At 58.3% G+C, this 24,415-nt stretch carries 17 protein-coding genes; 8 read left to right on the forward strand and 9 right to left on the reverse strand.

Going from position 1 to position 24,415, the window contains the following annotated elements:
• Positions 1-30: 30 nt before the first annotated feature.
• The 3 genes from purU (at position 31) to ACYU81_RS14630 (ending at position 3,135) form a co-directional block, all read left to right on the forward strand.
• Positions 31-915 carry a formyltetrahydrofolate deformylase gene (gene purU / locus ACYU81_RS14620; protein ID WP_449469167.1) on the forward strand — a complete coding sequence of 295 codons (885 nt, stop codon included), beginning with the start codon at positions 31-33 and terminating at the stop codon, positions 913-915.
• 51 nt (positions 916-966) lie between these two features.
• The gene (locus tag ACYU81_RS14625) at positions 967-1,875 is read left to right on the forward strand and encodes a bifunctional 5,10-methylenetetrahydrofolate dehydrogenase/5,10-methenyltetrahydrofolate cyclohydrolase (protein ID WP_460988354.1); all 909 of its coding nucleotides are present in this window, start codon (positions 967-969) and stop codon (positions 1,873-1,875) included.
• Between the two features lie 360 nt (positions 1,876-2,235).
• Entirely contained in the window at positions 2,236-3,135 is a 900-nt protein-coding gene (locus tag ACYU81_RS14630) for an IS630 family transposase (protein WP_460988355.1), read from the forward strand.
• A gap of 290 nt (positions 3,136-3,425) precedes the next feature.
• Here the strand turns inward: ACYU81_RS14630 and ACYU81_RS14635 are convergent, their stop codons facing one another.
• A complete protein-coding gene (locus ACYU81_RS14635) occupies positions 3,426-5,684 on the reverse strand; it encodes a glycoside hydrolase family 3 N-terminal domain-containing protein (RefSeq protein ID WP_460988356.1) in 2,259 nt (752 codons plus the stop codon).
• Between the two features lie 300 nt (positions 5,685-5,984).
• Between ACYU81_RS14635 and ACYU81_RS14640 the strand changes: the two genes are divergently transcribed.
• Positions 5,985-6,272: a hypothetical protein gene (locus ACYU81_RS14640; protein WP_449469163.1), complete on the forward strand. Its 288-nt coding sequence runs from the start codon at positions 5,985-5,987 to the stop codon at positions 6,270-6,272.
• 162 nt (positions 6,273-6,434) lie between these two features.
• Here the strand turns inward: ACYU81_RS14640 and ACYU81_RS14645 are convergent, their stop codons facing one another.
• The 7 genes from ACYU81_RS14645 to xylB form a co-directional block, all read right to left on the reverse strand.
• Entirely contained in the window at positions 6,435-7,124 is a 690-nt protein-coding gene (locus tag ACYU81_RS14645; RefSeq protein WP_460988357.1) for a TetR/AcrR family transcriptional regulator, read from the reverse strand.
• A gap of 94 nt (positions 7,125-7,218) precedes the next feature.
• A complete protein-coding gene (locus ACYU81_RS14650; RefSeq protein ID WP_460988358.1) occupies positions 7,219-8,679 on the reverse strand; it encodes a GH39 family glycosyl hydrolase in 1,461 nt (486 codons plus the stop codon).
• A gap of 109 nt (positions 8,680-8,788) precedes the next feature.
• The gene (locus ACYU81_RS14655) at positions 8,789-11,128 is read right to left on the reverse strand and encodes a glycoside hydrolase family 3 N-terminal domain-containing protein (RefSeq protein WP_460988359.1); all 2,340 of its coding nucleotides are present in this window, start codon (positions 11,126-11,128) and stop codon (positions 8,789-8,791) included.
• Positions 11,129-11,346: 218 nt separating this feature from the next.
• Positions 11,347-13,734 carry a TonB-dependent receptor gene (locus ACYU81_RS14660; RefSeq protein ID WP_460988360.1) on the reverse strand — a complete coding sequence of 796 codons (2,388 nt, stop codon included), beginning with the start codon at positions 13,732-13,734 and terminating at the stop codon, positions 11,347-11,349.
• A 412-nt stretch (positions 13,735-14,146) separates the two neighbouring features.
• The gene (locus tag ACYU81_RS14665) at positions 14,147-15,043 is read right to left on the reverse strand and encodes an aldose 1-epimerase (RefSeq protein ID WP_460988361.1); all 897 of its coding nucleotides are present in this window, start codon (positions 15,041-15,043) and stop codon (positions 14,147-14,149) included.
• Positions 15,013-16,326, reverse strand: coding sequence for a xylose isomerase (xylA, locus tag ACYU81_RS14670; protein ID WP_460988362.1), 1,314 nt, complete (start codon positions 16,324-16,326; stop codon positions 15,013-15,015). The genes ACYU81_RS14665 and xylA overlap by 31 nt, the downstream gene beginning before the upstream one ends.
• 10 nt (positions 16,327-16,336) lie before the next feature.
• Positions 16,337-17,779: a xylulokinase gene (xylB, locus tag ACYU81_RS14675; protein ID WP_449469154.1), complete on the reverse strand. Its 1,443-nt coding sequence runs from the start codon at positions 17,777-17,779 to the stop codon at positions 16,337-16,339.
• Between the two features lie 113 nt (positions 17,780-17,892).
• Here xylB and ACYU81_RS14680 point away from each other — a divergent pair, with 113 nt between their 5' ends.
• Positions 17,893-18,951 carry a LacI family DNA-binding transcriptional regulator gene (locus ACYU81_RS14680; protein ID WP_460988363.1) on the forward strand — a complete coding sequence of 353 codons (1,059 nt, stop codon included), beginning with the start codon at positions 17,893-17,895 and terminating at the stop codon, positions 18,949-18,951.
• A 51-nt stretch (positions 18,952-19,002) separates the two neighbouring features.
• Entirely contained in the window at positions 19,003-20,406 is a 1,404-nt protein-coding gene (locus ACYU81_RS14685; RefSeq protein ID WP_460988364.1) for a sugar porter family MFS transporter, read from the forward strand.
• Positions 20,407-20,786: 380 nt separating this feature from the next.
• On the opposite strand, the gene ACYU81_RS14690 is transcribed toward ACYU81_RS14685, so the two are convergent.
• The gene (locus ACYU81_RS14690) at positions 20,787-22,508 is read right to left on the reverse strand and encodes an FAD-binding protein (RefSeq protein WP_460988365.1); all 1,722 of its coding nucleotides are present in this window, start codon (positions 22,506-22,508) and stop codon (positions 20,787-20,789) included.
• A gap of 113 nt (positions 22,509-22,621) precedes the next feature.
• Here ACYU81_RS14690 and ACYU81_RS14695 point away from each other — a divergent pair, with 113 nt between their 5' ends.
• Entirely contained in the window at positions 22,622-24,091 is a 1,470-nt protein-coding gene (locus ACYU81_RS14695; RefSeq protein WP_460988366.1) for an NAD-dependent epimerase/dehydratase family protein, read from the forward strand.
• Between the two features lie 8 nt (positions 24,092-24,099).
• On the forward strand, positions 24,100-24,411 hold the full coding sequence (locus tag ACYU81_RS14700; protein ID WP_460988367.1) for a hypothetical protein: 312 nt from the start codon (positions 24,100-24,102) through the stop codon (positions 24,409-24,411).
• The last annotated feature ends 4 nt before the right edge of the window (positions 24,412-24,415 follow it).

Below are 24,415 nucleotides of genomic sequence, written 5' to 3' on the forward strand. Positions count from 1 at the left end.
GCAACTGGGCATAGAATTTTGGAGAAGAATGTGACGACCGATATCCTCACCGTATCCTGTCCGTCAAAGCGCGGGATCGTGGCCGCCATTTCCAGCTACCTGGCAAGCCAGGGGTGCAGCATCTCGGATTCCTCGCAATTCGATGATGTGGAAACCGGCACCTTCTTCATGCGGGTCAGCTTCATCTCCGAAGAAGGGAAGGCGCTTTCGGAGATCGCGGAGGGCTTCACGCCGATCGGCGCAGAATGGAATATGAATTTCGAGTTTCATGATTCCACAGTCAGGATGAAGGTCATCCTGATGGTGTCCCGCTTTGGACATTGCCTGAATGACATTCTGTATCGATGGAAGATCGGCATGCTGCCGATCGACATCGTGGGCGTCATCTCCAACCATTTCGATTATCAGCATCTTGTGCTGAGTCACGACCTGCCGTTTCACCATATCAAGGTGACCAAGGATAATAAGGCTGAAGCCGAAGCCGAACTGATGGCAATCGTCGAGCGCACGCAAGCCGATCTCATCGTCCTTGCCCGCTATATGCAGGTGCTTTCCGACGAACTATGCCGCAGGATGCCGGGCCGGGTCATCAACATCCATCACAGCTTCCTGCCCGGATTCAAGGGGGCGAAGCCCTATCACCAGGCCCACAAGCGCGGCGTGAAACTCATCGGCGCCACCGCCCATTACGTTACCGCGGAACTGGATGAAGGCCCGATCATCGAGCAGGAAACGATAGCCGTTACACATGCCCAGAGCGCCGACGATTATGTATCCATTGGACGGGATGTGGAGAGCCGCACATTGGCCCGCGCGATCCACGCGCACATACATCATCGCGTATTTGTAAATGGCGACCGGACGATCGTTTTTCCCGCCAGTCCAGGCAGCTACGCCGCCGATCGCGTGGGCTGAAATCACCGACGGCACCCGGCCGTCCACAACACCCGAATGACAAGGCTGACCATGGCGAAGATCATTGACGGCAAAATGATGGCCGAGGGCATTCTGGAGACCGTTCGCCACGATGTGGACGCCTTTCGGACGCGCTGCGGCATCGCGCCCACCTTGGCGGTCATTCTGGTCGGTGATGATCCGGCGAGCCATGTCTATGTCTCGCGCAAGTTGAAGGCCTCCAAGCGGGTCGGCATAGCGTCGATCGAGCGGCGCCTGCCGAGCGAAACGGCCCAGGACGCCCTTCTGGCGGAGATCGATGCGCTGAACATCGATCCCTCCGTGCATGGCATATTGGTCCAGCTACCGCTGCCGCAGCACATTGACGCAAGCGTGGTGCTGGACCGCATTTGCCCGTCGAAGGATGTAGACGGTTTCCACCCCGTGAACGTCGGTCGGCTCTCTACGGGCACTCAGGGACTGATCCCCTGCACGCCGCTCGGTTGTCTTCTTCTGCTTGAAAGCGTGGTGCAAGACTTTTGCGGCCTCAAGGCAGTCGTCATCGGAAAGTCCAACATCGTCGGCAAGCCTGTCGCCCTGCTTTTGCTGGAAAGAGAATGCACCGTCACCGTCACGCACATCAACACGCGTAATCTGCCGTCCATCGTCTCAACCGCCGACATCGTGATCGTGGCCGCAGGCAGTCCCGGCCTGGTGCGCGGCGGCTGGGTCAAACCCGGAGCGATCGTGATAGATATCGGCATCAACAAGATTATCGACAAGGATGGCCGGAGCATCATCGTGGGTGATGCGGTGACTTCCGAGCTGGATCACGCCGCGGCCGTCACCCCTGTGCCCGGCGGCGTCGGACCCATGACCATCGCATGTCTCCTGTCGAATACCGTCCGCGCAGCCAATATGATGACGGCTGGCTCCTCACCGGACGTTCAACGGACCATATCCGTCCCTCGCGTGGCTTAGTGGCCGCACGAGCAGTCAGGGCAAGTCAGTTGCTGCGGGGCACCTGCCCATATTGAAGCAACGGATCGGCATCCAGGCCGACATTCACTTCCCCAACCACGTCGATGAACAGCGAAAACAGCTCCAGCGCGCTTCCCCTTGTGCTTTATCCAGCGCGCATCTTCCTTGTTGTTGCCCCCTAGTCACCTGGAACTGAAGTAAGCATCATTGTATGGTGCCTATGTCGATCAGGCGGCGGAGGCATGAGAGATGGTGGGTAGGCAAGCGGATTTGGTGGTTTTGAGCGCGGCGGACGGGTCCTTTCTCGAAGGTCAGGTCCGGCGTCGCAAAGCACCGCTTTCCCTATCCGACCGGTGCCGAATGGTTCTGCTCTGTGCGGAGGGGCTGCAGAGCAAGGAGGTGGCCGCACGCCTCAATGTCCATGAGCATACGGTGGGCAAGTGGCGGCGTCGGTTCGTGCAGGATGGCATTGAGGGGCTGGCCGATGAGTACCGGGCGGGTCGACCGCGTTCAGTATCGGATGGACCGGTGGCTGGGGTGATCGAGCGCACGCTGAACACCATGCCGAAGGATGCCACCCACTGGTCATCCGCTCCATGGCAGCCGATTCTGGGTTGTCGCACACCACCATCCGCCGAATCTGGAGTGCATTTGGCCTGCAGCCACACCGGTCAGAGACATTCAGCTGTCGATCCGCTGTTCGTCGACAAGGTGCAGGACATAGTTGGCCTGTACATGTCGCCACCGCACCGGGCGGCCGTGCTGTGCGTGGATGAAAAGTCGCAGATCCAGGCGCTGGATCGCGAGCAGCCGGTCTTGCCCATGGCGCCCGGCGTGCCTGAGCAGCGCACTCATACTTACATCCGCAACGGTACGACATCATTGTTCGCAGCGCTCGATATCGCCACCGGCGCGGTGATCGGCAAGTGCTACAAACGACACCGCGCAACCGAGTTCCTCGACTTCCTCAAGCGGATCGATGCCGAGATGCCCAAGGGACCAGACGTGCACCTTGTGATGGACAACTATGCCACTCACAAGACACCGAAGATCAAGGCCTGGCTAGCGCGTCGTCCCCATTGGCATGTCCATTTTACACCAACATCGGCCTCTTGGATCAATCAGGTTGAGCGTTGGTTCGCCGAATTGACGCGCAAGCAGTTGCAGCGCGGTGTCCACCGGTCGACGGCAGAACTCGAAGCTGACATCATGCATTCATTGCGGCTCACAAGGAAAACCCCAAGCCCTACAAATGGGTGAAGTCAGCCGACGAAATCCTCGCCTCGGTCAAACGCTTCTGCCAAAAAATAATGAACCGAACTTCGGATTCAGGTGACTAGGGGGCCGATACATTATGTCGCAACCATATGCGGATGGAAGCGAGTTGGACTGAGGCGAGGAAGTTGTTGTCGCGCTTGTCGTATCGGGTGGCACCGCTGGGCTTGATGTTGGCCCATACGCCGCGCGCGACCATCTCGGTCCTGAGCGCGGCCGTTACAAGTCCAGAAAGGATTCCATCTGCTCAAAAACGCCCTAGGTGCGCCGTCAGATCAAGCGACCTCAAACTCTTCCGCCAGCCCTGCCGCCTCAGCGGACTGCGCAATCCATAATTTGAACCGGCCAGCCTCGATCAAGGGCTTCAGATCGACGCCGATGAAGGCAAGGTCTGCGGCCCGCAAATCCAGCGTCACCTGTTGCGATTGGCCCGGCGCAAGTTCGACATGCCGGTAGGCCTTCAGCTCACGGATCGGCTGGGTGACGGTTGCGACGACATCCTGTACGTAGAGCTGCACCAATTCCCGGGCAGCATATTGCCCATGGTTGCTGACCGTCACCGTGACGCGCAGCTGGCCGTCCATCCCGATTTTCTTGGAGGAAAGGACGAGATCGGAATAGCTGATCTTTCCATAGGTCAGGCCATGGCCGAATGGAAAGCGCGCCTCATATTTCGACGTGATATAGCGCGTGTTGTTTGGGCGGCCCGGCCGCCGGTGCGCATAATAGTAGGGCACCTGCCCTGCCGAGATGGGGAAGCTGACTGGCAGGCGGCCGGATGGGCCAGTCGCGCCGAACAGGATATCGGCAGTGGCGTTGCCCGTTTCGGAACCCAGAAACCAGGTGACCAGAATCGCCGGAGCATCAAGGATCGCCCCTTCCAATGCCAGTGCCCTTCCATTCCGCAAGGCGACTATCATCGGCTTGCCGACTGCGGCGACCGCCTCTGCAAGGGCCTGTTGCGCGGGGGGCACGACAATCAGATCGCGCGATGCGGCTTCGCCCGACATCGCTTCGCGTTCTCCCACTGCAAGGATGACGATGTCAGCGGCACGGGCAGCTGCGACGGCGGCGTCGATACCGCCTTCAATGGGGCTGGTAATATCGCTGCCCTTTACGATGCTGACCATCGAGGCGTCGGCAACGGCCGTCCGCACCGCGCTAGCCAGATCGACTGCTTCCTTGTTGTCCGCGAACAGCGTCCAGGGACCGTGCAAGTTGCTCGGCCCCTCGGCAAACGGCCCGATGATGGCGATGCGCTTGCCCTTGCGTGGCAGGGGCAGCAAATCTCCCTCATTCTTCAACATGACGATCGATCGCCTGGCTGCCTCGCGCGCGAGCGACAGCGCAGGCTTCGTGCGCATGCGCGTCTGCTGGCGTTTCAGGTCCATGCGCCGGAACGGATCCTCGAACAGGCCAAGCTGTTCCTTCAGCGCGAGGACGCGGCCGACCGCCTCATCGACCCGTTCCATCGGCACTTCGCCCGCCTGCACCAGCGAGGGCAGATGGTCGCGATAGATGCCACTCGCCATGCTCATGTCGAGTCCGGCCATGATTGCGATCCGCGCGGCGTCGCGGGCGTCGGCGGCCAAACCACGGGCCGCGATCTCCACATCGCCGTTATAGTCGCCAACGACCAGTCCATCGAACCCCATCTCGCCGCGCAATATGTCGGTCAGATATTCGCGGCCACCATGAATGGGACGCCCCGCGATATCCTCAAACGCGGCCATGACGGTGGCGCAGCCCGCGTCGATGGCTGCCTGAAACGGCGGAAGATAGACCTCGCGCAGCGTCCGCTCCGAAATGTCGGCTGTATTATAATCCAGCCCACTTTCCGCAGCGCCATAAGCGACGAAATGCTTCATGCACGCAGCAACCGATGCATCGTTCGAGAGCGAACGGCCCTGAAATCCCCGCGTCCGGGCGCGGGCCATGTCCATGGACAGAAGCACATCTTCGCCAGCGCCTTCGACTGTCCGGCCCCAACGGGCATCGCGGCCCACATCGACCATCGGTGCGAAGACCCAGTCGAACCCGGTTGCCGCCATCTCCTCCGCTGCTGCACGGGCAGTGCGCTCGGCAAGGTCGGGGTCGAAACTCGCCGCCTCAGCCAGTGGAACCGGGAAAACCGTGCGATAGCCGTGAATGACATCGCCCGCGAAGATCATGGGGATGCCGAGCCGTCCCTTCATCGCGGCAGCCTGCAACTTGCGATGCGCATCCACGCCAAAGCCGTTGAAAACGCCGCCCAATCGTCCCGCCTGCGCGTCGCTAACAAGATTTTCGACATTCTTGACTGCGGCAGCGGGGTTGATCTTGGCTGCGGCGGCGGAGGTCCAGGGGGTTGGCATCAGCGTCAGCTGCCCCGCCTTCTCTTCGATCGTCATCTGCGCGATCAGCGATTTCACGCGGCTCGACAGCGGGCGGCGTACAGCCCCCATCGCCGCGGGGATGCCCGATGCCTGCCATGCGAAAAGGCATGCGGAGCTGATCAGGACAGATCGGCGGCTGATGGTGGTATCGCGGAACATCTCGGGCAAACTCCAATAAAAAAGGCAGGTGTGGCGAGCGCTCTTTACGAGCTGATTTCCTTGCCGTCGGCGCAGCGCGGTCCTTTCAGCCAGCCGCCCAAGCGATCGCGCCAGCGATCATATCGGGATGCTTCGGCTCCTACCCTTAGCCATCATCGCCTCGGCCGTCTCTCCCCCACGAGATTAGTGTCGTTCAGCAGCGAGCAAGGCATACTCATACATTTACATGCAAGTAAACAGTCTCGTTGCATTTTTTCGAGTTTCTGTTAGATGTACCGCCGTTCGTTGATGGAGAGTTGGATGATGAAGAAATTGATTTTAGCCGCGACAGTCCTGGCTATGGCCCCCCTCCCCGCTTTCGCTCAAACGGCTTATTCAAGCTCGACGACGGAAATCGGCACGCTGCTGGACGATCCTGCGGCAAAGGCTATTCTGGAAAGGCATGTTCCTGGCATGACCACCAACGACCAGGTCGATATGGCCCGGTCGATGACGCTGAAGGATATCCAACAATATTCGCCCGATCAGATCACCGACAAGGTGCTTACGGAAATCGACGCAGACCTTGCCAAGCTGAAGGCTAAGTAAGGCTGGAGCGTTTTCGAAGCAGATGAAGTCGTCTGCTGGCTCGGAGGACGCCGAAAGAAAAAGATAAATAGAGCATAATCCGATTCAATGTGATCGGATTATGCTATATTCGGCGGGCCGGGGATGAATATCCGGCCAGTCCTGCTCATGCCGTTTATGGCATCACCAACTTTCCCTGCCGCGCAGCAGAACGTCTACGGCTTGTGAAGCAAATTCCGCTGCTTCGGCTGGACTGATGGTCCGTACCGTTTCCTCGGTCCTGCGCCACCCCTGTATCATGCTCAACAATTGTATAGCCGTTCGCCTGGGGTCCTTTGGAGGTACAGGATCGTTCCGCGTACCTCTTATTATTTCCTCGGTCAGAAATTCGACTTCGTAGTTATAGCCTACCTGATAGAATGTTTCAGCAATTTCAGGAAATCGGTGCGCTGTTGTTGCAATTAACTGGCTAAATTTCTGAACTTCAGGACTGGCGAGCATATGGATAAAGGTTTGCGCGTGTCGCCGCAGACTTTCCGGAAACTCTTCTGGTATGTCACTGTTACGTCTGCTGGCTTCGTCAGACCATGTACGGACACGATCTTCGACGACTGCCCTCATCAGTGCATCCTTGGTCGAATGCCGAATATATAGGGTTCTTTTTGAAACCCCCGCAGCTTGTGCCACGGCTTCCATCGAGGTGGTTTCGTAACCGACCGAAAGGAATAATTCCTTCGCTGCCGATAAAATAGCCTCTTCGATCTCGCCCGCCTTTTTATTCGGTGGGCGTCCCATGCGTCTAACGGGCGCGCTTCCGGAATTAGATTCTGCGCCTCTCCCTGAACCGCATTTCTTCGCTTCCTTCACCCGCATGTCCCGTTTTCGTTAGGCGTATCCACTTATGAACATATCGCTTGAGCAGCAAGCCGTCCAAGGTCGATGGACGGCCTGCATTCAACAAAGCAGATCAGGCCGTCAATTCGATCAGGGCCAAACCTTCAGGCGGCAGATCCAGCGTCAGGACGCCCTGCCCATCCAGGCGCCGCGTTTCCGGCGGAGCGAGTTCGGCCGCTCGCCGAATCTGCTCGATCTGGTCCTTTTTGGGATATTGCGGCGAACCCAGCTCGCGCCATTTGGGAAGAGGCGAACCCCGCTCCTGATCGACATAGCTGACTTGCACGCTCTTGCCCGGAGCGGCTCCCTTGAGTTTGACCTCGATTTTTTTACGCTCTCCCGTGACGATCCGCTGGTTGCTCATGCCTGGGATGCCCGCAGGCTGCTTCACCTCGGCCAGGTTCCACACCAAAGCCGCTGCCCCGTTTCGCGTCTTGCTCGCCAGAGTCGGCCCCGTCGCTGATAGTCGGCGCTGGCCGAGCCGGTGCAACAATTTGTAGCTATTGAAAGCCGGTCGCGCGATGCCGCGTTGGGCCAGCATGCCCCATCCACCATCACCTTCCTTAAGGATGAAGTTGGGGAAGTTGATTTCCTCAAACACATTGCTGATGCACCATTGCGCCATGGCATGGCAGTAGGGCAGGCAATTGCTGATGATATGCGCAATCATCGCCGGGCTGTCTGACGACCATTCTGACAGCCATAGTTCGGCGCCCTTGTATCGCGTCGCGTCGATCTGGCTTCTGACCTTGGCCATGGCCGCCGGAATCACGTCCTTGTGAGGATAGCGATTGACCTCGCCGAACAGCTCCTTCTGATCGTCCCCGGCATAGATGTGCGTTGACACGAAATCGACAGGCAGATTTTCCTGCGCACAGAAGCCCAGGAACTCGGGAATCCACTGCGCCGCCGCAGAAGATGGCCCGCCGACGCGCAGCTTGGGATCAACTTCCTTGATTGCCCGTGCTGCGGCTTTGTACATGGCGAAATAGTCAGCCTGCGTGCCGCTGAAGAACCAGTTGAGATTGGGCTCGTTCCAGACCTCGAAATACCATTGGCGCACCGCAGAGGCCCCGTAACGGTCCAGCAAGTGACGCACGAAAACCTGAATGAAGGCGCCCCACGCCTCTGGAGAGGTCGGTGGACTGATGTTGGCATCATAGGTGAAATTGAGCTTCTTATTCGCGCTGGCGAGCTTCTTGGGCATGAAGCTCAATTCGACAAAGGGCTGGACACCTCTTGCCAGCACGCCGTCATAGACATCGTCGACATTCTGGAAGTTGGGGTCCTTGCCGTTCATGCCGCCAGGCCAGACACCCAGATCATCGTTGAAGATGCCGTGGAAACGTACGCGCTCAAGCCCCGTTTCATTATGGAAGCGCTCGAGATCGTGGCGCCAGCTTTCGCGCAGCGTTACGGACGCACGATCCGATCCGGCGCAACGGGACCAGATATGATCAAGCGGACCCGCGTCGCGGCGCAGATCGATCTCGACATGTTCGGTAGCAATTTGCCCAAACGCTGGCCTGGCCACAGCAGAAGCTGCCAAAGCTGCCGCACCGGCCCCAATTATTTCTCGGCGGTCCCACATCACTTTTACTCCTCAGGCAGCCGCGTTACGGCGCCCTCTCCAACTTCGCCGATCAAACGACCGTGAGCTTTACCGATTTCAGGCTAGCTGAACTGGACCCCGCGTGGATGGTGAAAGTTCCCGGTTCGACGACATAAGCCATATCGATGTTCCAGAATGCCAGGCTATCGGGATCAAGACTGAACTTTACCGTGCGTTTCTCGCCGGGCTTCAATGTCACACGTTCAAACCCCCGCAGTTCCAAAACCGGGCGCGGCACGGAACTTACATCGTCACGAACATAGAGCTGGACGACCTCATCGCCTGTTCTGGGACCGCTGTTAGTGACATCCACTTCCACTATGGCCGTTTCCCCGATTGCGATCGTGGATTTCGCGAGGCGAGGCGCGGAAATGTCGAATGTCGTGTAGCTGAGGCCATAGCCGAAGGGGAAGAGCGGCGTTATTTTGTTCTCAACATAGCGCTTGCCCGTCTTGGCCGATGGATGCTGATTGTAGAACATCGGCAGGTCACCGACCGAGCGCGGGAAAGTGACCGGCAGCTTCCCGCCCGGGTTGATCTTCCCAAACAGCACATCGGCGAACGCGTTCCCGCCTTCCTGTCCAAGGTACCAGCCCTCGATCAAAGCATTGGCCTTCTCAGCCAAGCGATTGACCGAAAGAGGGCGTCCATTGATCAACAAGGCGATTATGGGTTTCCCCGTCGCGATCATGGCTTCGACCAGCGCATCCTGATCGCCGAAGAGGTTGAGGGTGTTGCGATCGCCCGGCGCACCTCCGTGAATCGCTTCTCGCGTGATTTCCGGAACGTCGCCAACGACGAGCAGTATTACATCCGCCCGCTTTGCAACCTCCACTGCCTGAATGATGCGCGCGGCGTTCTCAGCAGGATCGGGATACCGGGCAGCCCGAGCCGGCAAATGCTGGCCGGTTGGGTCAGGCTTGATGATCTGAACACCTTCAGCATGGTCGACGGTTACCGCCGGACCAGCAGCCGCTTTCACACCTTCCAAAATCCCCACGGCTTGAGCGTTCACCGAGGAATATCCACCAAACAACGGCTCGACCGCATTGGGTCCGATCACCGCAATCCTTTGCGGCCTGGCGGTATTGATCGGCAATATGCCGTCATTCTTGAGGAGCACTATCGATTTCTGCGCGACTTTGCGGGCAAGCGCCTTGCTCGTCGGCGCATTGACCTGGCGCAGCGCGCGCGGTTTGCTGACATAGGGATTTTCGAACAGACCGGCTTCAAATTTCAGCGCCAGAATGCGGGAAACAGCTACATCCAGACTCGCTTCGGGGATGCGCCCGGAACGCACCAGTTCGGGTAAACGGGCGTAGGCTTGGCCCTCAGGCAATTCAGCATCGACGCCCGCATGTACCGCCATCACCGCGGCCTCATCATCATTCGCTGCCATATAATGTTGGGTGACGAGATTGGTGATGCCGCCATAGTCGCTGAAATAGGCGCCGCGAAAACCCAGTCGCTCTCGGCCCGTGCGCTGGAGCAGTTCATAACTGGCATGTGAGGGAACGCCCTCAAGCTCGTTATAGGACGGCATGATGACGGCCGGGTCGGTTTTCTTGATCACCTGGGCAAAGGGCACGAGGAAATTTTCGCGCAGCGTCCGCTCGCTCATGTCGGCGGGCGCGGTATTAAGCCCACCCTCGGGCGCCCCGTGTATGAAATGCTTGAGCGTCACGAATACCTTGTCCGCCGCTAAGGGGCGTGTCCCCTGCTGGCCACGCACGGACGCGATACCCATTTGACTCACCAGATAGGGATCTTCGCTGAAAAACTCCTCCACCCGGCCGAATCGTGGATCACGGGCCAGGTCGAGGACGGGGCTAAGCGCAACCGTTGCGCCCCGCATCCGAGCCTCGCGCCCCGCAAGTTCGTAAGCCTGCTCAACCAAAGCTGGGTCCCATGTACTGCCCAGGCCCAGCGGAATTGGGAAGATCGTCGCGTCCCTCGCCTTAAGACCATGAGCCGTCTCCTCATGGAACAGTGCGGGAATGCCCAGACGCGTATTTTCGACCAGATGTCGTTGAATGGCGTTGACGAGGTCGATCGTCTCTCCAGGTGAACGGTAATTGTCCTTGGCGACACGCGCCGTTCCGTTGGTATCACTCGGGTTACCGATCTGACCGACGCCGTTCACGAAGACCTGCTTGGCCTTCTCCGGCGAAAATAGGTCGCCCTCTAGAAACAGCGATTTTGTGTAGGCGATCGACCGCATCTGCGCGGCTTTTTCTTCCAAAGTCATCCGGCTCAACAAATCGCGTACGCGCTCTTCGATGGGAGCTTTCGCGTCGCGATATCGGGGCTTGCCCGCAACGTCGGCCATGGCCGTAACTGGCATCGCCAGAGCGGTTGAAGCGATGAACATGCGCCGCGTAAGGGCGAGCCGATCAGCCAAGGAATCCTCCGTTCAAAAAGTCATAGGCGTCCCGCAACGTAGTGGGCGGATCGTCATATGAAAATCTTACAACAGGAAGAGGGGAAAAGTAAACAGGGCCGTACCATTATATCCTTGCGCCAACGATTTTTCCAGCGTCGGAGCACGAAAAGGCCCGCCAGCGCATAACGCTGGCGGGAGTGGAGAGTTTAGAAACGGAACGACCCGGAGATACCGAACTCCCGTGGATTGGTGAGGTTCACAGAGCGATATCCTGAATCGAAGATCACACCAGGACCGCCCAGGACGTTGTTCCCGGTGATAGTCGCATTGTTGATGCTGATGTTAGTGACCTTGTTCTGATTCAGCAGGTTGCGGACAAAAGCCGATACTTCCCACTTGTTCGTATCTCCACCTCGCAAACCGACGAACAGGTTGATGAGTTCGCGATGAGGATAACGGTACTGCTGATTCTGAGAATAGACGCTCGGGCGATAGGTGATCAGGCCACGAATGAACGGCTGGATCGGCCCAGTTCCGAAGCGGTATTCGCTGTTCGCAGTGAGGCTGAAATCAGGCACGTCCGCAAGACGCGAGTTGCGCTGACAATAGCTAACATTGTTGACTCCGCCGAATGCCGGATTGGGAACAACGATGGACTGATTGGTCACCGGATCCACCGTGTTGCACGGCAGGAGCGCATTTTTATAACGCGCCTTCACGTACGACATGCTGACTGACACGTCCCAATTGTCTGTCGGCCGACCTGCGAGGGTCGCCTCAATGCCCTTAACTGTGGCTTTGCCATTATAATTATAATCGGCGTTCGTATCCACGGTGCCGTCCGGCGGGCCGAAATATACGCCATCCGGAACGCCATCACCCGTAACGTCGATATTGGTGCCCTGATCGGTCGCAATCCCAGTGAAGCGGGAGATGAAGTTATCGAACTTCTGGTAGAAGGCTGCAACGTCGAGCGACAGGCGACGATCAAAAAAGGCTGACTTGAAGCCCACTTCAAAAGTATCGGCATGCTCCGCTTTGCTGATTGCCAGATCCTGACTGACATTCTGCGGTACGCCGACGCCTGCCGTCGGGGCACGGAATGAACGCCCATATGCTCCGTAAACGGTGAGATCCGGGGTAGCTTTGTAAGTCAGCGTGGCGGATCCAGTGAATGGATGCGATTTCTTCTCGAAATCTACGATCGGGAATGTTCCAGCGCCCGGAATGGAGATGGTTGCGAACTGCTTTCCGCTGATAACTGAATAACGGCCCGCCGCTTCAAAGGTCAGCTTGTCAGTAGGCTGGAGCCGAACGCTGCCGGCCACAGAGTAGCTTTCACCACTAACAGGTATGTTGATCACGCCGGGGACAGGAAAAATGGGAGCCACAGGAACGGGGACACCGGGTACGCTGGGAATGTAATCCAACGGTTTATCGACTGTCACATTGCCGGTATTCTTGCTGTAAGTACCGCCGATCGTCCAGTTGAAGAAGCCATCATTGTTGGACATCAACCGCAGTTCACCAGAGTCGACATTGTAGGGCGTACGCGTGATCTGGGTTGGCGCATAGTTGTGGATCGCATTCCCCGCGTCAAACTCCCCATATTGGGTGAGTTTGGTCTCCTGATGTCCGCCGACGAATGACAGGGTGACGGGACCCAGATCATATTTCGCATCCAGGGTGAGCAGATGGCTATTATTAATGAAGCGGCTGCGCCCTTCTGCCAAGGTATAGCGATCATCCAATCCGACCGGCGGATTGCCAATTACAGGATTGCCTGGACCAAAGACCTGCGGGTACAGAATATTATCAGCATTCAAATACTGATACATCACGTTGATGTCGAAGCCGTCCGTCGGCTGAAACGCAACCGACAGCCGGGCGCTTTCGGTTCGACTTTGCGAACGGTCGCCACGAACGATATTGCGCACCTGGTTCAAACGGTTGCCATCGACCAGCATCGAGGCGCGTATGGCAAGCTTGTCCTCGATTACCGGCAGCGATACGCCGCCCTGCACGTTGTAGCCGGCATCTTCGGTCGCGCTGCCCTGCACATAGCCCTCGATCTTATTGAGGTTTGCACGGCGGGTCCGAATGGTAATCGCACCCGATGGAGCCGTACGGCCGCGCAGGCCGCCCTGCGGTCCGCGCAAAACTTCGATCTGATCGATGTCGTAAATAGCAGTGAAAGCCGTTTGCGCATCGATTGGAACTTCATTGAAGTAAAGATCAACTGCCGGTCCGGTCCCCTGGTCAGGGTCGAAGTTTACGCCACGCAGAGTTGCGGAGTTCGCACGACCATTGTCGTTGCGCAGCTCAAGGCCCGGAGCAAGCTGCTGCACATCCTTGACATCGAAAATTTTAAGGCGTTCGATCTGCTCGCCTGTCGCGACATTGATGCTCATCGGAACATTCTGCAACGACTCGGCCCGGCGTGTCGCGGTCACGACGATTTCGGCGCTGGATTGATTAGCCCCTGTCGAGACGTTGCCATTCGCTTCCTGAGCCCAGACGGGCGCCGACAGGCCGCAAGCTGCGCTGGTTGCGAGCAATAGCGACAATGTGTGTGTACGCAAATTCCTTTGCATCATCCTCTCCCCATAGATTGTTCAAACTTAACATTTCACGTCTGGCTGGACTTTGCCGAAAGCACCGCTTTTCAGCTTCACCCAAAAAGCGCAAACTTAACCAATACTGCTGTGTCGCCGCACATGACCTGAGAAACCGCTGTCGCTTGACGTGCCTAAGCGCGCTTTGCACTTGACACCTACGCCTCTTAGGACAGGCTTTGGTAGCGCTATCTTTATAATCGAAGCGTAACGGTAGCCTCTCGTTGATTCCCCTTTTTTTGTGTGACGGAAGAATCCTGACGCAACCAAGTGCAAAAGTAAACTGGGCCGGAGATTTTTTTCTGGGTGTTGCTATTTGCCAACAAAAGCAGTGGCTCGACGAGCCCTTAACCATTTCCGCTCACCCATGCAGTTTGCCTAGCGCCGAAACCTAAGAATAGGGCTTGCTTCCGTTCCTAGTGGCGCGAAACGACGTCACTGCCGCAAAGCTTTCCCCCGGCTTTAGCCATTTGACGTCATCAGGTGAAGAGTTGAGAGCGTTAGTTGCATGGCTAACTGGCTCGACGCAGATAAAATTTTGTCCCTCCGGCGTGTAGACTACCGTATGAGGCAGCGCATCTCCTGGTTGGATTACGAGCGACAAATTACGGGAAGGCCATGCAACTGACAAAATCCCCTGCCGGTTCGTGTAAACTGTATCCACTCGGCGCTCTTCCACGTTGCGGCCGTCCCACCAATCAATTGCCCGCTCTTTAAGATCCAAGTCTTGCGGGAGACAGTCTCCATCATTTCGCCACTCGCCATGATGCAGCCCATAATAGACCGTGTTGCAATCCCGAGGGAAATAAGGATGAAGTCCCAGTCCTGCGGGCATCAGGCTTTGACCATGATTTATTATTTGCAGCCCGATCGTTAGCCCTTCCTCCGTTAGTTCAAACTGCTGCTCGGCATAATATGGCCAGGGCCATTCCCCTTCCAAATAATGATGGCCAAGCGTCACGCTGTTCACATCAGAGTGTTCGACAGTCCAAGACGCCAGCCATCCAAATCCATGCAGTGTATGCGGATGGTCTGAACCGGGGAAGTTCGGTCTCAGCTGCACTTCGCGCCCATTGGCCTGGAAGCGGCCAAAGGCGATCCGGTTTGAAAAGGGCACTAATGGAAAACAGGCAACGTCCAATATTGTAGGACCGCAGGCGGGGCGAAGCAACGCTTCACCCTGCCACTCGAACGCCAAGATCGAGCCGCCACGTTCCGGCTCCAACAAAAGGCGGTAATCGCCTGCTCGGATCTCCATCAGAAGCGGTTCACCATATTTTCCAGCCACTCCTGGCGACCCGATCGCAACTGCGGCGCCAGATCGCGGGAAACCGCAATGTCGGCGATCGAAGCGAGCGTCGCATTATTGGAATGAACGGCCTGCCCCAATTCTTCCTTCCAGCCAGAATAGCGTTCCGCACGGAACGCATCGACGCGCCCGTCCTCGATGATCGCCGCCGCTTTGATAAGCGCATGCGCGACCGTGTCGATCCCGCCAATGTGGCCGTGGAAAAGATCGACCGCGTCTACGCTCTGCCTCCGCACCTTTGCGTCGAAATTGAAGCCCCCGTCATTGAAGCCTCCGGCGCGGATAATCTCCAGCATGGCCAGGGTCAACTCCTCGACCGAATTGGGAAATTGGTCCGTGTCCCATCCATTTTGGTGATCACCGCGGTTTGCATCGATCGATCCAAAGAGGCCAAGCGCCCGTGCCATGGCGATTTCATGCTCAAATGTGTGGCCTGATAAAGTGGCGTGGTTCGCCTCAATGTTCACGCGAACTTCGCCTTCCAGGCCGAAGCGCTTCAAGAAGCCGTAAACGGTCTGAGTATCGAAATCATATTGATGCTTGGTCGGCTCGTGCGGCTTGGGCTCAATCAGGATCGTTCCTTTGAAGCCAATGCGATGTTTATGATCGACGACCAGGCTCAAGAAACGGCCGAAATTTTCCTGCTCAATGCCGATTTCCGTATTGAGGATCGTATCATAACCTTCGCGACCGCCCCACAATACATAGTTGGCTCCGCCCAAACGATGGGTGGCTTCCAACGCGTCTCGAACCTGGCTCGCGGCCCAGGCGTATACTTCGGGATCCGGATTGGTTGCCGCGCCCGCCATATAGCGGGGATGGCTGAACAGGTTAGCCGTGCCCCACAACAGCTTGCGGCCATGCTGGGCCTGCAGTTGCTCCAGATGATCAACCGCCTCGGCAAAACTTTTGCGAAAATCGCCGATCGTGTCGGCATCGGCCATCACATCGACATCGTGGAAGCAGTAGAAAGGCACGTCGAGCTTTTCGATGAAAGAGAGCGCTGCCTCTCGCTTCGATCGCGCCGCCGACGCGTCGTTGGCACCTGCATGCCAGGGGCGCCGGAAGGTGCCGCCGCCGAAAACATCGCTCCCCGGCCAGCAGAAGCTGTGCCAGAAGCACACGGCGAAGCGCAGATGGTCTTCCATGCGCTTGCCCAATATGACGCGATCCTTGTCGTACCAGCGGTAGGCAAGGTCATTGGCGCTTTCCGGCCCTTCATAGCCGATGGTCGGGAATTCAGCGAAATAACTGGCGGACACGAATTTCTCCTTACAAAGACTTGAGGGCCGAATAGGCCGCTCTGAAACGGGCAAGCCGCGGCGCGAGACGGTCGGCGAGCGCCGCATCGGGTTCTATGACGTCCGAAATTGATGGGCGGGTACAAGCTTCAGCGGCGCTTGCTCCGGTCACGGCCATGAGGGCAAGCTTAGCCGCCCCCAGCGCAGGCCCCACTTCTCCACCTTCCAAATAGGCAAGGCGCACGTTCAATGCGGCTGAGATGATCGAACCCCAATAGCGCGATCGCGCGCCGCCGCCGATGACCGCAAGCTCCTCGATCGTCGTACCCGCCTGGCGCAGTACGGCAATACCGTCTGCATGCGCGAAGGCCACGCCTTCCAGAACGGCCGCTGCGATGCGCTTTCGATCCGTTTCATTGTCGATACCCAGCACAGCGCCGCGAATATGCGAGTCATTGTGTGGCGTACGCTCGCCCGAAAGATACGGTAAAAACAGTTCAGGCCCCACTCCGCTGCCAGCCTCTTGCGCCAACGCAAAGAAATCCGCGGGGCCGTCCGCCCCTACCGCCTTCACGCCCCAGTCGATGCAGGACGCGGCGGACAAATGTACGCTCATCTGGTGCCACATCGCTGGCAGGCAGTGGCAGAAGGCATGTACCGCTCCATCGGGGTTCGGCCGAAACGCGCTTGTAGCGACGAAAATCACGCCTGAAGTGCCAAGCGACAACAGTGCGTCCCCTTCGTTGACCACTCCAATGCCAGCGGCGCCCGCTGCGTTGTCACCACCCCCAGCCGCCACGGGCACGGCAGCCATGCCCCACCGCGCGGCCACTTCGGGACGCAACACGCCCGTGATCCCATTGCCCTCGAAAAGGACAGGCATATGCTGCCGCGAAAGCCCGGTGGCGGCCAGCATAACGTCGCTCCAGTCGCGTGCCCCCACATCAAGCCACAATGTCCCGGCGCTATCCGAAAGATCGGACGCCATCTCGCCGGTCATGCAAAGGCGCACATAATCCTTGGGCAGCAGCACCTTGTGGACCCGATCGAAAACTTCAGGCTCATGCTCCCTCACCCACATCAACTTTGGCGCGGTGAAGCCTGGCATGGCAAGATTCCCCGTAATCGCGCGCGATTCCGGAATCTCCTCCTCTAGCTTTCGGCATAATTGGAAGCTGCGTCCATCATTCCACAGGATGGCGGGGCGAAGCGGCTTATGGTCCGCCCCCAGCAGCGTCGCGCCATGCATTTGCCCGGCGAGTCCGATGCCCTGCACCCCTGCGCGTAAGTCATCAGGCAGCGCAAGAATGGCGGCTTCGGTTGCCTGCCACCAGTCCTGGGGATCTTGCTCAGACCATAAAGGGAAAGGCCGTGATACATTTAACGGCGCGTTCCCAGTCGCCAGCACTTTGCCATCCTGCGCGGCTATCACGGCTTTAACGCCCGATGTGCCAATATCTATGCCGAGAAACATCTCGCTACACCCTCTCCTAACCTGCGTAGGTAGCGCTAACATCCGTCATCATGCAAGAGGCTTGCTCAACCTCTCCCTTCGGAATAGGCGATGCAAAAGGGGAAATGCAGAAGATGGTCGCCAAAAGAGGTTCGCGCCGCAGAACCGAAGGACCCACAGTTGCCGATGTCGCGCACGCGGCGGGCGTGTCCCCAATGACCGTGTCCCGCGTTATCAACCATGATCAGCGGGTGACAGACGCGACTCGCAAAAAGGTCGAAGTGGCCGTTGCCGCCTTGGGTTATGTCCCGAACGCTGCAGCACGCGCTTTGGCGGGGGCACGGCAATGCCGCATCGTCTTGCTATACGGCAATCCCAGCGCCGCCTATCTAAGCGAATTTCTTCTCGGAAGCCTCAGCTCTGCCCGAGAGAATGATGTCGAACTGATCGTCGATAAAATTGACCCGCTGGAAAAGCCCGTCATGCTCGCTGCCAGACTTGTCGCACACAGGGTCGATGCGGTGTTATTGCCGCCGCCGCTCTGCGACGACACAGAACTGCTCAGCGCTCTGCAAAAATGCGGTCTCGCGGCCGCTCAGGTTGCATCCGGACAGCCAGCGCCTTCCTCTCATGCCGTGCTCATAGATGATGAGGAAGCGGCGTTCACAATGACTCAGCATATCCTGGCGCGCGGACATCGCCGTATCGGGTTCGTCGCAGGCGACCCCAACCAAACCGCCAGTCATCTTCGGCGACAAGGCTATGAACGCGCTTTGCATTTGGCGGGGATCAAGCCGGACAAGAAGTTGGTCGCGCAGGGAAATTTCACCTACCGAGGCGGGCTTTCCGGAGCAGCCACGCTACTCGACATCACATCGCCGCCCAGCGCCATCTTCGCAGCCAATGACGACATGGCGGCGGGCGTGGTGAGCGCCGCGCACCAGCGCGGATTGGATGTGCCCAGCGATCTCACCGTTTGCGGGTTCGACGATACCGCCATCGCCACGACAATATGGCCCGAACTCACCACGATACGCCAACCGATTTCGGCTATGGCCAGCGTTGCGATCGAAATTCTTGCCCAGGCCGTGCGATCCAACCGCCCCTTGGCGCGCGCTCAGCCTCAACATGTAAAACTTGATTACGAACTGGTCGTCCGCGGATCTGATGCAGCGCCTCAGCTAAAGACTTGACCACGTCCACAACTTTGCCATGGTAGCGCTCACAATAGGAGAGGTTCAGCTATGCATCGGGTTGCACAGGAGCGGGTCAATCTGGCTTTGATCGGCCGTATAGTCGCGGTTGCCACGATCGGCGGCTTCATGTTCGGATATGACTCCGGGGCAATCAACGGCACGCAAGAGGGGCTTCGCCACACCTTCGGACTTGATGAGGCTCAGCTTGGCCTGACGGTCAGCGCTTTGTTGCCAGGCTGTGCATTAGGCGCCTTCCTCGCGGGCCGCTTCGCGGATATCTGGGGCCGTCGTACCGTCATGATCGTCGCGGCGATCCTCTTCATCATCAGCGCCGTCGCCTCCGGCGGAGCATTCAGCGCAACAGTCCTCGCCATCGCCCGCTTCTTCGCTGGAATGGCAGTGGGCGCGGCAAGCGTCCTTTCCCCCGCCTACATCAGCGAAGTTACGCCCGCGCATATACGCGGAAGGCTGTCCAGCATGCAGCAGGTAATGATCATCTCGGGTCTGACCGGAGCCTTTTTCGCCAATTATTATCTCGCAGGCATCGCGGGATCCTCGCTTGGAACGGCTTGGGCCGGGCAGCCTGCCTGGAGATGGATGTTCTGGGTTCAAGCCGTACCGGCCCTATTGTTCCTGGTGGCGCTATTCGGCATCCCGGAAAGCCCCCGCTTCCTAATCGCCAAGGGGCGACTGCAACAGGCCAGGCTGGTTCTGGATCGCCTGCTCGGCCCACAAGCCGCAGCCGAGAAAATGAACGAAATTAGCGCATCGCTTTCTCACGATCACCAGCCCAGCCTGGCCGATATTCGCAAGCCGGGCGGCGGTTGGCGCAAGATCGTCTGGGTCGGCATTGGCCTGGCCGTGTTCCAGCAACTCGTCGGGATCAATGTCGTCTTCTATTACGGCGCGGTACTCTGGCAGGCCGTGGGTTTCACAGAAAGCGACGCTCTGAAGATCAATATCGCGTCTGGGGCCGTATCGATCCTCGCATGCCTCGTATCGATCCTGCTCATCGACCGGATCGGGCGGCGGCCGCTTTTGCTGATCGGCTCCGCAGGCATGACAGCCACGCTCGCAACGCTGGCCTGGTGCTTTGGCAATGCGGCCATGGTCGACGGCGCCCTTCGCTTGCCGGCAGGGCTCGGCCTCGTCGCGCTGCTCGCCGCCAACATCTACGTGATATTCTTCAACCTCAGTTGGGGTCCGGTCATGTGGGTCATGCTTGGCGAAATGTTTCCCAACCAGATGCGCGGGTCGGCCCTCGCCGTGGCAGGCGCTGCGCAGTGGCTCGCGAACTTTCTTGTCAGTTCAAGCTTCCCTTGGCTGGCGAAGAATATCGGGCTGCCCGTCACCTATGGCGCATATACCACCTTTGCCCTGCTATCCCTGCTGTTCGTCTTTATGACGGTCCAGGAAACCAAGGGGATAGAGTTGGAGGCGATGCAGGGATAGCGGGTTGCCCAAAGCCTGGCGACCTCTGGATCGCCAGGCCGCTACCGCCAACCGTCATGGCGACGCCTTTTATCGGTCATCGGAGCAAGTGCGTATAGATGGCCGCGCTGTATAAATGTGCTTAACTGCATATTTTACAACACAGCCAACTTGCTGATGCGGGCAAATGCGATCGCAAGGCAATGCGCTCTGGGCCGCCGTGCAGTTCGGCCCAGAGCGCAGCACCGATGCGGCGAGAGTCCCTCAATCCGCACGGCAAACATGATCCAAATAGTGGTCATCTCGATTCGACCGATGCTCAACATAAGCAATCCGGCAATTAAGTAAACGCTCTGGTAGCATTAGCGCGTTGCTCCGGCGTGCTATCAAACCCAACGGCTTTAGTCCGACCTCGCCAGCGACCGGGCGGCACGGCGTCCGGAGAAGACGCAATCCGCAACCGACAAGCCGCTGACATAGATATTGGAGCAGATGCCGACAGCATTCCGGCCGGCCGCATAAAGTCCGCGGATCGGCTCACCCTCTTCGTTCAAGACTGCGCCACTATGCTCCTGCACCTTGAGGCCTCCCAGCGTCAGAACGGGGAGGAAACCCAATTTGGCGTCGATGGACATGTTGATGGCGTGAAAAGGCGCTTTGACGATCGGCACGATATCCTCGGAGGCTTTCCCCAGTGGGTCGACCACCCCTGTTTCGGCGAGCCGATTATAGTCGGCGACCGCTGCTTCAAGACCTTCCGGCGTGATCCCGCACTTTCCGGCCAAGCTCTTGATCGAGCCTGCCTTTTTCGACCCCAGGAGCATGGCGGCTAGTGCGGGGTAACGCTGAAAGCCCAGGATGGCCTTGCTCTTCGACTGGAGCTTGGCCCTTCGATAGCCATCATCGTCCAGGATGATCCAGCACACACCCTCATGATCTTCCACCATCGGCATACCGATAGACGCGCCATAGAGCATCTCGTTGACATATCGCTGGCCCTGCCGGTTTACGACCATGCCCTGCGCCCAGGCGATGGGCGGGTTGATGAAACGCCAAGCGCTGACATGTTGAAGGCGCGATACATCGCCGCCCGCGCTCTGCCCGAGCCGAATACCGCTTCCATCATCGCCGGGAGTGCCAAGCGGCATGCCCTTGAGATACTTGGGCGCATAATGCTCAACCATCTTTCGATTGAAAATGAAGCCGCCCGCCGCAAGGCATACGCCGCGACGCGCACGAATCACGCGCTTAACACCCGCCTTACGCTCCAAAGCCGCCGCTTTTTTAAACAGCCGTGACGCCAGTTGCGCGATGATGGGCGCGCCCGGCATCGAGGGCGGCAGGCGAAGTACCATAGCCGTCGCGCGACGCATCAAGGCGTCATAGCGCTTCCCCTCGGCGGTGCCGGGCTGCATCTGGATGGCAACCACGCCGACCACGCGACCATCGTGATCCATCACGAGCTGCCTCACCTTGGTGGAGGGCAAGGACTTGATCCCCAAACGCTCCGCTGACTTCCGCAGCGGATCATAAAGACCTTTCCCGTATCCCATCGGTGCATCCAGCTTGTCGACCAGGGCGCGATGCCCTCTCGGGGCAGGTTTCGCCACGGCCTTGTAGTTGGGCGCAAGGCTGTTGTCGGAATGATAGAGGGAATAGTCGGTGTGCGGATAGCTTGTCTTTTTCTCATAGACGCGCCCCGCGAAACGGACGCCATGTCCGGCCAGCCAACGCGCCGTATCTGCGCTCTCTTCGCAGAAGATCCGGAGCGTTTGGTCGCTGACAACGCCTTGGGTCTCCAAACGAAGATAGCTGAACATGTCTTCAACGCTGTCCTCGACACCTGCATCCAACTGAGCCGGCGTGCCGCCGCCTCCGTAGAATATGCCTCCGTTGATGCGCGTCGCGCCTCCGCCATCCGCACGATCGATGGCCAGGACCGACATGCCCTCTTCATGCGCCTGGATCGCTGCCGCGACGCCCGCGCCGCCATAGCCCACGATGATCACATCTTCTGCGCCGTCCCATTCGAAGGCGTCAGCATCCTCGATGACAAGCGGCGCTTCGACGTCGCTGTTCCAATGGGGGTCGCCAGGGCGAGGTTCACCGTGCGGACGAGTCATAATTGATCTCCTGAATCTCCCTCCCCTATAAATGGACATTAATGTATATTTCAATTGGCATTCACAAATCCCGGGGCTAAGTCGCATTTCGTAGAACGGCGAAAGGAACTAAAATGGCAGCAACTGGAAAGCTGGTCCTGGTGACGGGCGCGACAGGCAATATGGGCAGAGCCGTTGTCCATGCACTTTCGCAGATGCCCGCATTGACCGTCCGCGTACTCGTGCGTCCAGAAGAGAAATCTCATCCCGTTATTCGCCGCCTGCAAAAGCAGCATAGCGTGGATTTTGCATGGGGCGACCTCACCGACGCAGCCTCCGTGGACCGGGCAGTCGCTGGCGTGGACATGGTCCTGCACATGGGCGCTCTCGTGTCCCCTCTCGCCGACGAACTCCCGCCCGCTGTCGTTGAAAAGGTAAATGTCGGCGGTACGCAAAATGTCGTGAACGCCATCCGAAGCCAGCCCAATGCTGATCAGATCCGCTTGGTCTACATCGGCACGGTGGCGCAGACCGGCAGCCGCAATCCTCCGGTCCACTGGGGACGTACCGGCGATCCGATATGCATTGGCTATAACGGGCATTATGCTGGCACCAAGGCCCGTGCAGAGGCCGTCGTAGCCGAGTCCGGCCTTAAATATTGGGTATCGATCCGCCAGACCGGTATGGCCCATTACGACATGTGGAAGACCCAGGGGCCGATCATGTTCCATAACCCTCCTAACGGAGTCATGGAGTGGTCAACCGTGGAGGACTCGGCGCGCTTGATGGCAGCGTTGTGCGGCGATGACGTTCCAGAGAATTTCTGGCGTCACTTCTATAATATTGGCGGCGGAGAATCCGCGCGGCTCGTCAACCATCAGTTGATGGTCAAGATGATGGCCGCGATGGGCGTCAAGGATTTCCGGCGCATTCTCAATCCAAAATGGCTGGCAACGCGAAACTTCCATGGACAGTGGTATCTCGATTCCGATCGTTTGGAAGAGCTCGTGCCCTATCGGCGCTTTTCGATCGACGACTTTTTCACCGAACTACCCTGTCGCATTCCCTGGATGATCCGCACCATAATGCGCTTGTTCCCGGGCCTTGCCCGCAAGCAGATTCGTGCGGTTGCGGAGGGCTCTGGGGGGCCTGCCAGCTGGATCCGCACCAATGACAGGGAACATATCAACGCCTATTTCGGATCGCGCGAGGCATGGGAACAAATTCCCGATGACTGGGATGACTTCCCATTGGCGCAGCCTTCGCAAGACCCGATAGCGCTCGATCATGGCTATGACGATTCCAAGCCGAAGAGCCAATGGGCAGCCGAGGATCTTCGCTGCGCCGCTGACTTCCGCGGGGCCAAATGCCATGCAAGCAAGGTTGATGACCCATTCTCCCCCGTAGATTGGGAATGCAGTCTTGGCCACCGCTTCACCATGTCGCCCAACCTCTATCTGGCAGGCGGCCATTGGTGTCCCACCTGCCAGACCGATATCGGCAGTTATCCGCTAGTTGCCGCGTCGAATCCATTTTTCGCTCAAATCTGGCCGGGTCCATCCGCTCAGACAACGGCTGCAAACACGCCCGCCCATCTCGACTGAAAGACCCCATGAAGAAAAATGTTCTTCTTTTCGCGGCCCTCACCGCCCTCTCTGCAACCTCTTTGGCGGCAATCCCTGCGCGCAAGAACGCGCCGGCTATCGCACCGCGCTACAGTAGCTCGAGTACGCCCATCGGCACGCTGCTGGATGATCCTCGCACACGCGCCATCGTGGACAGGCATATCCCCAACACATCGACCGACAGCAGGATCTTCCTCGCACGCGGCCTGACGCTGAAAGGAATCCAGCGCTTCTCCCAGGGCAAGATCAGCGACAGGCAGCTGGCTGCAATTGATAAGGATCTCGCCAAATTTAGATAACGGG

It is taken from the genome of Sphingobium sp. TomTYG75, assembly GCF_054771635.1.